This window comes from Pseudonocardia sp. 73-21, assembly GCF_001899645.1.
GTDB lineage: Bacteria > Actinomycetota > Actinomycetes > Mycobacteriales > Pseudonocardiaceae > Pseudonocardia.
The window spans coordinates 1-14,715 of sequence record NZ_MKVV01000032.1; the positions used below are offsets into that span (position 1 = coordinate 1).

The following is a 14,715-nucleotide window of genomic DNA, read 5'->3' on the forward strand; positions in this document are numbered from 1 at the left end:
AGAGCCCCTTAATCTCGTGCCACACTGGGTCGAAAGAAGGCGCGAACGGCATCATTACCGCGATTTGCCCTCGGAGGGGACGGCCCGTCGGAAGCTTGAAGACCGTTGGCCGAGGGATGCCAAGGAGATTTTCGGATACCAGCGCTTGATAGAGGTCGCTGTTCTTGACAGACCATCGTGTCCGAGATAGATCCCAATCGCCGATATGTAGGGTCCGTGCAGCAGTTTGAACCTCGTCTGACGGAATCACTGGAACGGATGGGTCGCGGCTGAAGATGAACTGATAAATTCTTCCTGACCTGAACACGTTCGTCACTCGGCCGATTTGGGCTACTTGATCGGATTTGGAGTCGCCCACCTCGGGGATGAGCAGGGTAGGTAACGATAACAGTCTGGCAATGTTTGGTGTGGCGCCCGAGCCAACGATAGCTTCAAGGTCGTCCTCTACGACTTCAAGCAGGCGTTCGGCGGCAAGAGTACCGTCAATCGCGCCTACAATGAGGTTGTACATCTGATCTCCTTAGGCGCCCGGCGAAATGGGTGAAATGGTGCTGCAGTGCGGGTGTCGAACGCGTTAGCGGCATTGTGGTGCTGTGACCTTGAGGGGGCGATGAACTTGTGGCCGGAGGGCGAAGAGGTGCGATCGCATCGCCAGCGACGAACGAACGCCGGGCGGATTAATCAGAATGGCGGTTCGTCCGCTCCGAAGAATTCCGTTATTTGGGTAGATGCCCAGCGTGTGAGACCTTTAGACTTGGTGGCGCTCATTAGTCGACGGAAGACATCTGCAGTCAGTCGACCCGTGGCCGCTAAGAACTGGATGAACTCTCGAAGGTCTGCAGCGTCGGTGCTTATTCGCGAAGGCTCCGGTCGGGTTGACCGAACGACATTCTTAAGCTCTTGGACCTCTGCGATAATGTCGGCGATTCCTCGCGCCTCCGAGTCGTCAGATTGTCTCAGTGATTGTATATCCAGAGTATGCGTCAGTGGCGTTTCTACGGGCTTTCCGGCGCGAATGCTTTCAATCATGCCGGCCAGCGTACCCTTAGCGGCGTAGGCTGAGTCTAAGTCGCGGTGATCAAGATGAATCGTGCGCAGGGCCTTGTATATCGAAAGGTAGCTTCTGTCCCTCGGCAATCAGTTGGACGAATGGCTTACCCACTGCATGTCGTACTGCAAGCTCGTAGTATACATTCGGATTGTGATCAGTTAAGTCTGCTACAACCAGATCGCTATTGAGCAGTCCATCGATGATCTGCGACGTTATGACGCCTGATTGATCGAGCTGATCTGCGCGCGAGATTTGGTACCCGAGAGGAGCGAGAGTTGCGCTTACAATATGTAGAAATATTTGGTCGCTGCGCTTCCTGGTCGCTGATTCGGACAGTCCGATAGGGCAGATATAAAAGCATGTAGCTTCGTCGTTCATGAGTACTGCATCCGTCAATGTGGGTCGCCTCGATCTTGGCTTGTGTCAGGGTGCCTCAAGTGTATCTGCGGCGCGGGCAATCGCTGATGGCACTGGGTTGATCGCTTGCTCGTGAGAGACTTCGCGGCCCGCATGCAGCCGTGTCGCACGAGCTTCCGCACGTGTATGACGCGGAGCCACGTCGGAGGTGCCGGAAGGCGCCACCGCGCCCGGCACCAGTCGGCACTGGGTGACGCGGGCCTACCACTGGTCGTGGGCCGCGCCGCGCCGACGGATGCGACACGAGCCCCAGCGTGGGAAGGAGGAAGTGCCCGGCGAGGCACATTGGCGCGCCCGACGTCGGTGCGCACGGGGTGACATGCGGCGGCCCGCCGATCAGCAGGAACGGTGCCGAGCTCTACCAGTGGGCCAGTACCGTCCGCATTGGGACGCAAGTGTGCCGACCGCCGGCGCACCGGTCGCACTACGGTGCTGATTCGAGTAGACCGGGAGGAGAGGGTCAAGTGGCGCCTCGTGGCACCTATCGTCAGATCGCGGATGATCTACGTGCACGCATCCGCAGCGGCAGCCTGGCGGCAGGAACTATGGTGCCCTCTGAGCTGACGATTGCGGAGGAGCGGTCCGTATCTCGCGGCACAGTGCGTTCTGCACTCGCGCTGCTCGTCGACGAGGGGTTGATCGAGGTCGTCCCCGGGCAAGGGCGGCGGGTGGTGGGTCAGGCCGGCCCCGGCGCACCAAGCACTGCGTGGGAACGGGTCGCGGAGATGCTGCGCCAACGGCTGGCATCGAGCGAGGTCTCACCGTCCACTCCCCTCCCGAGCGAAGCCGACCTCGTCGCCGAGTTCGACGTCTCTCGCAACACCGTCCGACGCGCCTACCGCCAGCTTGTCGACGAGGGCCTGGTCGTCATCCGCCACGGCGCCGGCGCTTTCCCCGCACCACGCTGACGGTAGATCCACCGGCGGGCCTTTCGTGGTTACGGTTCATGGATGACGCGCCCGCAGGACCAGGACGCCCGGTGGATCTCTCACGGCGAGCGACCGGTCTACGAGAACGAGTGGATCACCGTCGGGCTCGCCGACGTCGAGGTGCCGTCGGGAGAGCGGTTCGAGCACCACACCGTGACGATGAAGCCGGCCGCCATGACGGTCGTGCTCGACGACGCCGGCGAGCACGTGCTCATGTCCTGGCGTCACCGGTTCGTGCCCGACGTGTGGAACTGGGAGCTGCCCGGTGGGCTGCTCGACCCCGACGAGACGCCGGCCGAGACCGCGGCGCGCGAGGTCGAGGAGGAGACGGGCTACCGCCCGCGCCGGCTGGAGCACCTCGTGACGTTCGAGCCGATGATCGGCATGGTCCGCAACGCCCACCACGTCTTCCTCACCCGCGGCGTCGAGCGCGTCGGCGAGGCCACGGAGCTGAACGAGGGCACGTTCGAGTGGGTCGCGCTGTCCGACGTCCCGGAGCTGATCGCCAAGGGGCGCATCACCAACTCCGGCTCTCTCGTCGGGCTGCTGCACGTCCTGGCGCTCAGCGGGCCGGACGCCCGAGCCTCACGCGCTGAGTAGCTCGGCGATCCGCCGGCGCTGGCGTTCCGATCCGGTGCGGCCCGCGAGGTCCGCCGCCCGGCGCGCGTGCGTCCGGGACTCCGTCACGTCGCCGCGGGCATGGAATGCGAGCGCCAGGTCGACGCGCAGGCTCACCTCCGCGCGCCCGTAGCGGCCCTCGCCCATCGAGCCGAGGGCGCTGGTCAGATCGTCGATGGCGTCCCCGTCGCCGAGGCGGGCGAGGCAGTGGCCGCGCCACCGGGCGAGGTAGCCGGCGTCGAGCATCAGGTAGGGGAGCGCGTCGTCCTGAGCGTTGTCCGGAAGCGCGGTCGTCGCGGCGTCGAGAGCGCGTAGTGCCGCGTCGCGCCGGCCGAGTGCGGCCAGGGCCTCGCCCTCTGCGGCGTGGAGCCAGGCTCGCAGAAGCGGCGAGACCCGCCGGCCGGCGTGGGTCTGCCCGGACTTGACGAGCGCGAGCGCCGGCTCGAGTTCCCCGGCGTCGAGCAGGATGTACGCCTGCTGCGCGCGGGCGTAGGCCAGGGCCGCCGTCTCGCCGCTCTCCCGGCCCGCCGCCACAGCGATCTCGTGCAGGCGCCACGCGTCCGCCGTCAGACCCATGTCGAGGGCCTGCCAGCCGCCGAGCGCCGCGGCCTGGCTCAGTTCGTCGGCCGCGGCCTCCCGGTGGGCTCCCGGCAGCGCGTAGCGGACGAGGCTGTCGAGCGTCTCGACGTGCGCCGCCGCCTGCCGGTAGATCGTCGCGCCGCCGAGCCGGCGGTCGAGCATCCGGATGTTCTGCGTCTGGGCGTGCAGCAGCTCGACGAGGCCGCCGTCGAGGCGCGAGAACGTGACTCGCTCCGCGAGCTCCGGCACGACGAGGGGCTGTGCAGAGGGCGGGGCGGGCTCGCCGGCGATCCCCAGCTCGACGGCCGACAGCCGGTAGGCGTCGCAGAGCAGAGGGCGGTAGAAGTCGCTCACCGGCTTGTGCTGGTTCTCCCACCCCGCGATGCGGCGCTTGACGCTCTCGTCGGTGGGCAGCTTCACCTTCCGCTGCGCTGCGGCCGCCCGCAGCCGTGCGATGAGTTGCGCCTGCGTCCAGCCGCGCTCGGCACGGACACGGGCGAGCTGGTTTGCCACGGGATCCCCCTCCTGTGCCGTGATCTCACGATGCCGCTCTGAGCTGCAGGAATCAACCCTGACGTGAGTACTCGTGTCACCCCGCGTCACCTCACGTCATCTGTCGGCGCCCGTCGTCCACGCCGCAATCTCGGTGCATCACAGCACGACGGCGGTTGACGAAGCCGCAGACTCATTCCTACGATGTCTAGTACAGGTACCCAACCTGTACACATGAGAGGACACCACCAGTGCGAACCCTCAAGAAGCAGACCACCGAGGCGGCTACCGCGTCGCCGCGACAGTTCCACAGCGTCACGGAGGTGGCGCGCATGCTCGGCATGTCGCCGATGACCGTCTACCGGGCGATCGCGGCGGGGGAGTTCCCCGCGGTCCGCATCCGGGGCCGGCTGATCATCCCGGCACGGGCGATCGAGGAGATGGTCGAGGCCGCGCTGGCCGACCAGGGCCTCGTGGACGCCGCCGGTTGGGTCCCCGAGCAGCACGGCCGGGGGGTGTGACCGATGCCGAGCGCGGGTGTCCTCATCCTCTTCGCCATCGTCGGCTCGACGATCTGCGCGAAGTCGCGGTTCGCCGGGGGAGCGATCTTCTTCGCCCTCGTTGCCGTCGTCCTGTTCATCTCCACGCCGATGGGCGCCGGCCTGCCCGGTGCGCTGTCGACGTTCCTCTCGACGTTCGATCACGCCGCCACACCGGTCCTCAACGGGACGGCAGCCGGATGAGCGTCGAGCGGGAGTGGCGTTCGCGGGCGGCCTGTCGCGGCGTGGACGGGGAGATCTTCTTCCCGACTGCCACGGAGGGGCCGACGTACGAGGCGCAGGTGGCGGTCGCCAAGGCCGTCTGCTTGCGCTGCCCGGTCCGGGCCGAGTGCCTGGACGAGGCGCTGGTCCGCATCCCGTACGGGATCGCGGGCGGGCTGACCCCGGAGGAGCGGCGCGGCCGCGGCCGTCCCGTCGCGCAGGAGACCACGGCAGTTGTCGAGGCCGGGCTCCGCGCGGGCGCCCACCGAGGCGAGCGCGAGGCCGCCGGGCGGGTCCTGCTCACCGCGGGCCGACCGGTCGGAGAAGTAGCCCGGCAGTGCGGCGTCACCGAGCGCACCGCCACCCGCTGGGCCGCCCGCGCACAGCTCGCCACCAGCGCGGCGGAGGGGAGCACCGGCGGCCACCGGGCTCCCCTCCTGACCTCCCACACGCACAGCACCCAGGCAGGGACACGAACGCAGGAAGGACACCGATCCTAGATGAGCACGCCCGTAACCACCCCACCCGACGACGAGCGCTCACTCGCGCTCGCGCGCGCCGAGGAGGGCACGGACGCATGGTCCGACGTCGCCCGCTACCAGCGCTGGGCCACCCCTGATCACGCCGACTTCTACGCCCTGGCCGGCGAGCTGACCTCCACCCTGCACGCGTTCGAGGACCTGACCGGAGTCCTGGTCAGTCAGGCCGCTGGCTACGCGACCAGCCGCCACGTCTACGACGACACGCGCACGGTCGACCCGGCTGCGCGGCTGGCCGACGCCGTCGCGCAGCTGCGCCAGGCCCGGACCGGGCTGCGGACGGCCGCGACCGCGGTCAACGAGTTCTGGTCCGCCATCGGTCACATCGGCATCGAGGCCCAGCCATGAGGGCCCGCGCCACGCTCTACGGGCTGCTGCTCATCGTCGCGGCCGCGGCGGCGGTCCTTTCCTTCGCGGCGCTGCGGGACCTGGCCCTGCTGTGCGGGTTCACGCCGTCGCTTGCGTGGCTGCTGCCGGTCGTTGTCGACGCCGGCGCGGCGGCCGGGTCGCTCGTCTGGCTCGGCGGCGCGGTCACCGAGGCCGCCCGCCGGTTCGCCCGCGCCCTGGCTCTCGCCCTGCTCGGACTGTCGGTCGCGGCCAATGCACTCGGGCACGGCCTGGAGGCGTTCCGGCTGGCTCCCGCGTGGTGGGTGGTCGTGATCGTCTCCGCGGTCGCCCCCGCCGTGCTCGGCGCTGTCGTGCACCTCGCCGTGCTGGTCGGACGCACCGACCCCGTCGAGGCCGGCGGCGACGAGCCGATCACCTCCGGGCTGACGCGTGAGGCCTACGACGCCGGGTTGCTCGACGAGCACGGCACCTCCAGCCGCTGGGAGGACGCCGCGCCCGACCGAGCGGCGGAGCTGATCGCCGCCGGAGCCGGCCGCCGTCGGCTGTCCCGCGAGCTGGACATCAGCGAGTACGAGGCCCGCCGCCTGCTCGCCGGCGCCCGGCCCGCCACCCCATCTCCCGTCGCCGCCACGAACGGCGCCCACATCGGTACGGAGGCCACCCCGTGAACGGCTCCGCTGTCCTCGTTCTCGCCCTCTGCACGGGCGTCGCCTGGTTCGCCTGGCGCCGCGGTGCCCGTCTCGTCGCCTTCGGGTTCGGCGCGTTCGCCGTCCTCCCGGCGCTCACCCTCTGGATCACCACCCCGACGTGGGTGTTCGTGGTGCTCGCCGTCCCGGCCGCCGTGCTGTTCTGGCACCGCCGGGCCCGCACGTCGGCCACCGTCGCCCGATGGGGCGCGCGCAGCCGGCGCAAGTCCGGCGTCGCGTCCACGACCGACATCTTCCGGGTGGCGAGCGGCCTGGCCATGCGTCGCCGGGCCGGAACGGTCCGCCCGTCGCTCGCACCGACATCGCGCTGGCGCTCCGGCCCGGCCCGCGCCGTCGACGTCGCCGTTCTGCTCTGCCGCGCCGGCCTGATGACGGTCTGGGCGTCGGTCGAGGACGTCGTGTGCATCTTCGGCGGGCCGCGCACGGGCAAGTCGCAGTGGCTCGCCGGCCGCATCCTGGACGCGCCCGGTGCCGTGCTCGTCACGTCCACCCGCATGGACCTCTACCAGCTCACGGCGCCGCTGCGGGTCCGCCGCGGGCCGATCTACGTCTTCAACCCGGTCGGCCTGGCCGGGCTCGGGTCCACGATCACGTTCGACCCGCTCACCGGCTGCACCAACCCGGTCACTGCCGCCGAGCGCGCTGCCGACATGCTCGCCGCCGGTGCCATGACCGGCAGTGCGGGGGAGCGCGAGTTCTGGGAGACGCAGGCCCGGCGCGTGCTGACTGCTCTCCTGCACGCCGCCGCGCTCGGCGCCGGCATGACCATGCACGACGTGCAGCGCTGGGTCGCCGACGCGGACGAGGCCAAGCGCGAGGTGACGTCGCTGCTGCGCAAGTCGGGCGAGGAGGCGTTGCGGGAGGACGCGCGGCAGTTCCTCACGACCAACGACCGCACCCGGACGTCGATCACCTCCACGATCATGCCCGCGCTCGGCTGGCTGATGCACGAGGCCGCGGCGCAGGCCGCGACCGGGCCGCGCACCGGAGGCGCCGGGTTTGACGTCGCCGATCTGCTCGACGCCCGCGCGACTGTCTACCTGCTCGGTGCGGAGGAGACCCAGACGGCGCCCCTGGTCTCGGCGCTGACCGGGCACATCGCCCGCGAGGCCCGCCGCATCGCCGCGCTCCGGCCGGGCGGCCGGCTCGACCCACCACTGACGCTCGCGCTCGACGAGGCCGCGCTGATCTGCCCCGTCCCGCTGCACCAGTGGACGGCGGACATGGGCGGGCGCGGTGTGACGATCATCGGCGCGTTCCAGTCCCGGGCCCAGGTGCTCGACCGCTACGGCCCGGCCAAGGCCGAGATCATCCTCAACAATTCCGCGGGCGTTCTGGTGTTCGGCGGGACCCGCTCCCGCGACGATCTGGAGTACTGGTCGACGCTCGGCGGCGAGCGGGACGAGCCGATCACCACTACCGACCTGCACGGCCGAGTCGCGTCCCGCACCACTCGCCGCGTCCCGGTGCTGGCGCCCGCGCAGATCGCCAACCTGCCCGCCGAGACCGTCGTGGCGTTCCGCCGGGGGATGCCGCCGGTGATCGGCAAGGTCCAGATGGCCTACCGGCGCCCGGACGTCCGCGCCCACTTCGTGCCCGAGGCGCTCGACGTCCGGCTGCGCGCCCGCCGGGATGCCGGGCGGGCGTGGCTTGCCCGCCACGTCGCCGCTCCGATCGGTGCAGCTGTCGCGTGGGTGCTGGCATGGGTGGCCCAGTTCGGGCGGTGGCTCTGGGCAGCGTGCGAGCCGGTGCGGGCACGGTTCCGTCGCCGCAAGGTCGTGGTCCCCGTCCTCCGGGTCGTGCCGGACTTGCCGCCCGCACCCCCGGAGGCTGACGGCGACGAGCGGCGGTGGCAGCGATGACCGCCGACGCCGGACGCGGACCCACCATCGCCGAGATCGCCGCGCTCACCGCCCGGCTGCGCACGCTCTCCCAGGCCGGACGTGACGCCGACCCGGCCGAGGTCGACCGCTTCCTCGCCGACAAGCGGGAGATCCTCGACCGCATCGACGCCGACGACCTGCCGAGCCCGACGTCGGGGTTCACCCGGTCGTCCGCGCAGGCGGTGCGCGAACTTGCCGCGGAGGGACACCCGGACGCCGAGGGGATGGTCCGCAGTTACCTCGACGACGTGTCCGAGCGGGTTGGTGTCCCGGTGCACCAGTGGGGGCTCGACGAGAGCGACATGGACGAGATCAGGACGGCAGAGGTCAGGGGTACGCACGACGCCGTCCAGCACGCCCACGTCGCGATCACCGACCGGCGGGCTGCGGAGGCTGTTTCGCCGTTCGCCGCCGAGGAGACAACCGTGGAGGACGAGGCGGGGTTCTGGTGACCGAGGAACTCGCCGCCCTCGCGCGCGCCGTCGAGCGGCAGGGCCGCCGCGTCGGCGAACTCGACCGGCTCGTCCGCCAGCTCGCGGGCGATCTCGCCGAGGTCGCTGCCGCGGTCCTGGTGCCCGACGACGACGCCCCGGTCGCCGTGCGGTCGTGGCTGCTGGCCGACGACCCGGAGCGCGCGGTCACGGATCTCGCCGAGCTGATCGGCTGGACCCGTCGGGTGTTCCTCCGCTACCCCGACGCCGCGCTGTCCGCGTGCTGGCTCTGGCACCCCGACGTGATCGAGGAGCTGTGGTGGCTGCGCCAGGCCCACGCCGACGCGTTCCACCCGAAGACCGGCTCCTGGCAGCGCGTGGGGGACTGGCACGAACGCCAGCGCCCCGGCGTCGTCCGCCGTGTCCGGCACGCGATCGGGACGTGCGAGCTGTCTGTGCACCGCGGCGGCCCGCACGCCCGTCCCGCGGCCCTGCCGCCGCTCGCCGAGCACGCCGAAACCCTCGCGACCTCATGGGCCACCGACCCGATCGCGCCACGACCCGAACCAACCGACGAGCAGCTCGACCAAGCCGAGCACTACACGCGCCAGCACCACCGACGCGACTGAGAACCACCACCGAACCAACCGCCACGAGCGATCACGACCAGGACGACAAGCAAAGATCAAGAACGACGCACACCGAGGCATCCTGATCCTCTGGTGATCTTCGCTCGCCCTGGCGGGCTCGCTCGACGCGGCCACTCAAGATCAACTTATGGAGCGTGAGCCCTGCTCAGCATCTCGACCGGACACTCCGTGCGGTACCTGACCGACGCCGTCGCCAAGGGCCGCGAGAACTACTACACCCAGGCCACGGACGCCGGCGAGCCGCCGGGGCTCTGGTACGGCGCCGGCGCTGAGGCGCTCGGTCTGTCCGGCGAGGTGAACGCCGTGCTGATGGAGTCGCTCTACACGCACCTGCGCGACCCGCGAGACCCACGTTCGTCGTCACGACGGACGTGGGACGAGGCCGACCCCCTCGCGGCCGCGCACCGCAAGTACCGCGGTGCCGAGGACGTCTACAAGGGCCTGCTGGAGGCCAACCCTGACGCCGGCCCGGAGGAGCGGGCCGCGCTGCGCGTGCAGGCCGAGCGGTCCGCCCGGCAGGCCGTCGCGTTCATCGACGCCACGTTCTCCGCGCCCAAGAGCGTCACCGTGCTCGCGGTCGCGTTCGAGCGCGCCGCTAGCGAGGCTCGCGCCGCCGGAGACGAGACCGCGGCGCAGGCGTGGGAGGCGCACGCCAAGGCCGTCGAGGACGCGGTGCTGGCCGGCGCCCGCGCGTCGATCGACTACCTGCAGGAGCACGCCGGGTACTCCCGCGTCGGGCACCACGGCGGCGGCGCCGGCCGGTGGATCGACGCGCACGAGTTCGTCGTCGCGCAGTTCCTCCAGCACGACTCGCGCGACAAGGACCCGCAGCTGCACGTCCACCAGGCCATCCTCAACCGCGTCCTGTGCGCGGACGGCGAGTGGCGCACGCTCGACTCCCGTGCGATCCACGCCCTCCGCGGCGCGGCCGGCGCGATCGCCGAGCGGGTCATGGAGGCGCACCTGACGCGGTCGCTCGGCGTCGAGTTCGCCACCCGTCCCGATGGCCGGGCGCGCGAGGTGCTCGGCGTCTCGCAGGACGTCATGGACCTGTTCTCCTCGCGCCGGCGCGCGGTGACCGCGCGGACGCGCGAGATGATCGCCGAGTTCCAGCAGACCTACGGCCGCGAGCCCTCGCCCGCGGAGCGCTACTACTTCGCCCAGCAGGCCACGCTCGCCACCCGTGCGGCGAAGTCGCACTCGGGGGAGACCCGCGCGGAGCAGCTCGCGCGGTGGACCGAGCAGTGCGGGCAGACGATCGGGACCGGGCTCGCGCAGGTCGCCCAGGACGTCCTGGCGCGGTCCCAGCAGGCGGGCGAGGCCGCGCGCTGGTCGCCCCGCGACGTCGTGACGCGGGCGCTGGCCGGGGTCGCTGAGGCCAAGCAGGCGTGGACCCGCTCCGCGCTCATGCGCGCGGTGTCGGACGCGCTGCCGGGGAACCTACGGATCGGCCCCGACGAGGTCCTGCCGCTCCTGGACGGGCTCACCGACGACGCTCTCGCGCACGCCGTGCCCGTGACCGAGCCGGCGGACACGACAAACCTGCCGGAGTCAGAGCTGCTCGCCAACGGCCAGAGCCCCTACAGCGCGCCCGCGATCGCGCTCTACACGACCGAGGGCCAGATGTCGGCCGAGCACGCGCTGCGGGCCGCGCTCGTCCTGCGTGGCGCCGTGGCCTTCTCGACCGACGAGGCGCAGGCGGTGCTCGACCGGTTCGCCACGTCCGGCCGCACGCTCGGCGTCGACCAGGCCGCCGCTCTGCGCGGCGTCCTGACGTCCGGTGCGCAGGTCGAGGTCATCTCCGCTGCGCCCGGCACGGGTAAGTCGTTCGTCGTTGGTGCCCTCGCCGAGGCATGGGCTGGCGTCGAGGAGCGGCGCGTGTTCGGGCTGACGCCGTCCCAGGTGGCCGCCGGTGTCCTGGCCGAGGAAGGCGTCACCGCCGCGACCAACACTGCGGCGTGGCTCGGCGCGCAGGGCCGGCTCACCCGCGGCGGCCCGGTCGACGCCGCCGACGAGGCGTGGCGGCTGCGTGCGGGCGATCTCGTGGTGGTCGACGAGGCGAACATGGCCAGCACCGACCATCTCGCCGCCGTCCAGGCCCGGTGCGCCGAGGTGGGCGCCAAACTGCTGCTGGTCGGCGACCCACGCCAGCTCGGCGCCGTCGGTCCGGGTGGGGCGTTCATCGACCTCGCCGAGCGCAGCATCCGCTACGAACTCGCCGACGTCCGGCGGTTCACCAGCGAGTGGGAGCGCGCCGCATCGCTGCGGCTGCGTGACGGTGACGTGGGTGTGCTCGGCGAGTACGCCAAGCACGGCCGGCTCCGCGACGGAGGCACCGTCGAGCAGGCCGAGGCCGCTGCGTCCCGCGCGTGGCTCGCGGACACGCTGCGCGGTTGGGAGTCGCTGCTGATGGTGCGCGACAACAACTCCGCCGCCCGCGTCTCGGCGGAACTGCGCACCGAGCTCGTCGCGCTCGGCAAGGTTGCCGAGGCGGGCGTCCCACTCGGGCGACCCGGCTGGGAAGGCGTGGTGGCCGGCGTCGGAGATCTTGTGCAGGCCCGGCGCAACGGGTGGGAACTGATCGGGTTCGAGGGCAATGAGCGAGCGCCGATCAACCGCGACACCTACCGCGTGACCGGCCTGCGCCCAGACGGCGGGCTCACCGTCGCCCGCATCGTCTCCCGCGGCCAGGACGGGGAGGTGTTAGGCGACCCGCTCGCGCTGCCCGCCTCCTACGTCGCCGCGGAGGTGACGCTCGGCTACGCGTCGACGGTTCACGCGGCGGAGGGCCGCACCGTCGACTCTGCCCACTCGGTCACCGACCAGACCACCAGCCTGCCCGGCCTGCTGGTGCCGCTGACCCGCGGCCGGGAGGCGAACACCGCGTGGGTGGTCACGACCTCCCTGCCCGCCGACGCGGAGACGGGCCAGACGTTGGAGGTCGAGCCGCGCACGCCGGCCGCGGTGCTGGCCGACATCATGGAGGGCCACCAGCGTGAGCGCTCCGCGTTGGCTGAGCAGGAACAGGCCGAGATCGACGCGCGGTCGACCATGACCCACGTCGACCGGCTCGTGGACGTGGTCTCCCGGGTAGTCACGACGGGCCGGACCGCGGCCACGCTCGACCGGCTGACGGCCGATGGCGCGTTGACCGCAGACCAGCGCGAGGCCCTGGCCGCCGACGAGGCGTTCGGGTCGCTGGAGCGCCTGCTGCGCACCGCCGAACTCGCCGGCCACGACCCCGACGCCGTGCTGACGAGCGCGATCGAGGCCCGCGACCTGCACGGCGCCCGCTCGCTCGCGCAGGTGCTGCACGCGCGGATCAGCGACGCCTACGCCGGCCGCCTCACCCCGCGCATCGCTGGGATGAGCGACCTCATCCCCGCCGACGTCCCGCGGGAGTGGGGCGCGTGGCTCCGTGACCGCGCCGACGCCGCTGACACCAGGCGCCACGAACTCGGCGCCGAGACGGCCGAGGAGGCGCCCGCGTGGGCGGTCGACACGCTGGGGCCGGTGCCCTCAGACGAGGACGTCATGGCGCGCCAGGAGTGGGAGCACCGCGCTGGCTGGGCCGCCGCGTACCGGGAGCTGGTCGGCTACAACGACGACCGCGACCCACTCGGCCACGCACCCGCCCCCGGCCTGATGGAGAAGGCGGCGCTGTTCCGCGCCGCGCACGAGGCCCTCGGCTCGCTCGACGCCGGTGCCGACGAGGCCCGCATGACGGAGGGCCGGCTGCGCGCCCGCTACGTCGCGTTCCAGCGCGAGGAGGCGTGGGCGCCGCGCAGCGTCGCCGACGACCTCGACGCCCTGAACCAGGCTGCCGAACAGGCCCGCACTGACGCCACGGTCTGGGCCGCACGCGCCGAGGCGCCGGACGTCGACGAGTCCGCCGCCGCACAACTGCGCGCCGACGCCGACGCCGCCGAGCGGCAGGCCGAGGACCTGGCCGCCCGCGCGGCCGAACTCGAGCAGGCCGACGAGGCCCGCGCGGAGTGGTTCCTGCACACCGCGGTCACTCGCGAAAACGCCCACCGCTCCGGAATGGAGCTGCGGGCGCGCGGGATCGACCCCGACAACCCGGCGGACCGGGTGACGGCCGACGAGTGGCTGGAGGAGCACCACATCGAGCAGACCACCGCCGATCGCGACCGGGAGATCGTCGAGGAGTACGAGCTGCACGACGAACGCGCCGATGAGCAGCTCGACGACAGCGGCCCGGTAGCCGCGCCGGCGCCCGCGGACATCCGGGAGACCAGCACGACCGACCCGACCGAGCGCCAGGACCCGGCGCAGCGTCGCCGGATCGTCCCGGTTGACGAGACCACTCAGCTCGTCACCCGCGCGCAGGCCTCCCTCGCAGAGATCGCGGCCCGACGCGAGTCCGACGCCGCTCGCGAGGCCGAGGAGAACGCCCACCGCGAGGAACTCGCACGCTGGAGCGGGGATGCGGCCGAGAGCACGGCCGATGACGGCGAGCAGCTGACGCGCCAGCTCTGACCGAAGGCGCCGCCCGGACCACGGCCCGAGCGGCGCTCAGGCCGTGGCGTCAACCCGCGCGCGCACGTGCTCCCACCACAGGCGCGCGTCCGTCCGCGCCTGATCCTGCGCGGCCTGCTCGGCTGCCTCCCACGCCGCCGCGTTCCGCGGCCGTGTCCTCAGGTGCGGGCGGTCGTGCGCGATGCCGGCCGCCTGATGCCAGCCGGTGTACATCGGCCAGTCCTCCCGCACCCCGAGCAGCCACGCCAGCGCCCGCCACACCCCGTAGGCGAACTCCGGATCGCCGACGACGGCCGGCGCCGGCTCGACCCCGAGCCGCCGCCAGTCGTCCTCAGCAGGCGCCGGCGCACCAGCCGCGACGCACAGCGCCACCCAGCTCTCCACCCGCGCAGCCTCCCAAGTAGCGCCGGACGTCCATGTGCCCGACCGATCCGGCGGGTCGAACACGCCCGGCCAGGTCCGGTGCGTTATCGGCGACACCTCGCCCAGTGTCAGCCACACCAGCGCCGCGGCCACGCCGGAATCGCGGGTGGTCGCCCCGTACGGCTGGTGGTCGAGCAGCCGAACGCTGACCCGCTCGCACTCCCGCACCGCGTCGAACTCCGGGACTACCCACGACGGCAGCACCAGCGTGGACATGCACCCGAGTATGCGACCGACCACCGACGATTCGGAACGGCCAAAAAGCACTCAGGGCTCCGCCCCGAACCCCGGCCCTCCCTCCAGCGGGGCGGGTTGAGGAGCTATCGCGGGGGTGTGGGTGGTTGGCAGGCTCCGCCGTCGATCGGTCGCCCAGAGGGATGCCACACC

General features: G+C 71.6%; 13 protein-coding genes and 1 pseudogene. 11 read left to right on the forward strand and 3 right to left on the reverse strand.

Features of this window, described 5'->3' with window-relative positions:
• Window positions 1-511 (reverse strand): hypothetical protein (locus tag BGP03_RS08845; RefSeq protein ID WP_299736053.1); only part of this gene is annotated, 511 nt, incomplete at its 3' end.
• A 1,421-nt stretch (window positions 512-1,932) separates the two neighbouring features.
• Here BGP03_RS08845 and BGP03_RS08850 point away from each other — a divergent pair.
• Window positions 1,933-2,376, forward strand: a complete 444-nt coding sequence (locus tag BGP03_RS08850) for a GntR family transcriptional regulator (protein WP_298798620.1) — start codon at window positions 1,933-1,935, stop codon at window positions 2,374-2,376.
• A 42-nt stretch (window positions 2,377-2,418) separates the two neighbouring features.
• Complete coding sequence (locus BGP03_RS08855) at window positions 2,419-2,997, forward strand: NUDIX hydrolase (protein WP_298798622.1); 579 nt, start codon at window positions 2,419-2,421, stop codon at window positions 2,995-2,997.
• Here BGP03_RS08855 and BGP03_RS08860 read toward each other — a convergent pair.
• The gene (locus BGP03_RS08860; protein ID WP_298798624.1) at window positions 2,983-4,107 is read right to left on the reverse strand and encodes a hypothetical protein; all 1,125 of its coding nucleotides are present in this window, start codon (window positions 4,105-4,107) and stop codon (window positions 2,983-2,985) included. The two genes, BGP03_RS08855 and BGP03_RS08860, sit on opposite strands and share 15 nt — an antisense overlap.
• 230 nt (window positions 4,108-4,337) lie before the next feature.
• Between BGP03_RS08860 and BGP03_RS08865 the strand changes: the two genes are divergently transcribed.
• The 9 genes and pseudogenes from BGP03_RS08865 (at window position 4,338) to mobF (ending at window position 13,905) form a co-directional block, all read left to right on the forward strand.
• A complete protein-coding gene (locus tag BGP03_RS08865) occupies window positions 4,338-4,607 on the forward strand; it encodes a helix-turn-helix domain-containing protein (RefSeq protein WP_298798627.1) in 270 nt (89 codons plus the stop codon).
• Between the two features lie 3 nt (window positions 4,608-4,610).
• Window positions 4,611-4,829 (forward strand): hypothetical protein, encoded by a 219-nt coding sequence (locus tag BGP03_RS08870; RefSeq protein WP_298798629.1) that lies wholly within the window; start codon window positions 4,611-4,613, stop codon window positions 4,827-4,829.
• Window positions 4,826-5,044, forward strand: a pseudogene (locus BGP03_RS08875) (WhiB family transcriptional regulator); the annotation flags it as partial. The gene BGP03_RS08870 and the pseudogene BGP03_RS08875, both read left to right, overlap by 4 nt.
• 303 nt (window positions 5,045-5,347) lie before the next feature.
• A complete protein-coding gene (locus tag BGP03_RS08880; protein WP_298798631.1) occupies window positions 5,348-5,734 on the forward strand; it encodes a hypothetical protein in 387 nt (128 codons plus the stop codon).
• Entirely contained in the window at window positions 5,731-6,402 is a 672-nt protein-coding gene (locus tag BGP03_RS08885) for a DUF2637 domain-containing protein (RefSeq protein ID WP_298798632.1), read from the forward strand. The genes BGP03_RS08880 and BGP03_RS08885 overlap by 4 nt, the downstream gene beginning before the upstream one ends.
• Window positions 6,399-8,303: a type IV secretory system conjugative DNA transfer family protein gene (locus BGP03_RS08890; protein ID WP_298798636.1), complete on the forward strand. Its 1,905-nt coding sequence runs from the start codon at window positions 6,399-6,401 to the stop codon at window positions 8,301-8,303. The genes BGP03_RS08885 and BGP03_RS08890 overlap by 4 nt, the downstream gene beginning before the upstream one ends.
• Window positions 8,300-8,776, forward strand: a complete 477-nt coding sequence (locus BGP03_RS08895; protein ID WP_298798638.1) for a hypothetical protein — start codon at window positions 8,300-8,302, stop codon at window positions 8,774-8,776. Before BGP03_RS08890 ends, BGP03_RS08895 begins: the two co-directional genes overlap by 4 nt.
• Complete coding sequence (locus BGP03_RS08900) at window positions 8,773-9,384, forward strand: hypothetical protein (protein ID WP_298798640.1); 612 nt, start codon at window positions 8,773-8,775, stop codon at window positions 9,382-9,384. Before BGP03_RS08895 ends, BGP03_RS08900 begins: the two co-directional genes overlap by 4 nt.
• A 171-nt stretch (window positions 9,385-9,555) precedes the next feature.
• Window positions 9,556-13,905 carry a MobF family relaxase gene (mobF, locus tag BGP03_RS08905; RefSeq protein WP_298798643.1) on the forward strand — a complete coding sequence of 1,450 codons (4,350 nt, stop codon included), beginning with the start codon at window positions 9,556-9,558 and terminating at the stop codon, window positions 13,903-13,905.
• 36 nt (window positions 13,906-13,941) lie between these two features.
• Here mobF and BGP03_RS08910 read toward each other — a convergent pair whose 3' ends face one another.
• Window positions 13,942-14,544, reverse strand: a complete 603-nt coding sequence (locus tag BGP03_RS08910) for a hypothetical protein (protein WP_298798641.1) — start codon at window positions 14,542-14,544, stop codon at window positions 13,942-13,944.
• Window positions 14,545-14,715: the final 171 nt, after the last annotated feature.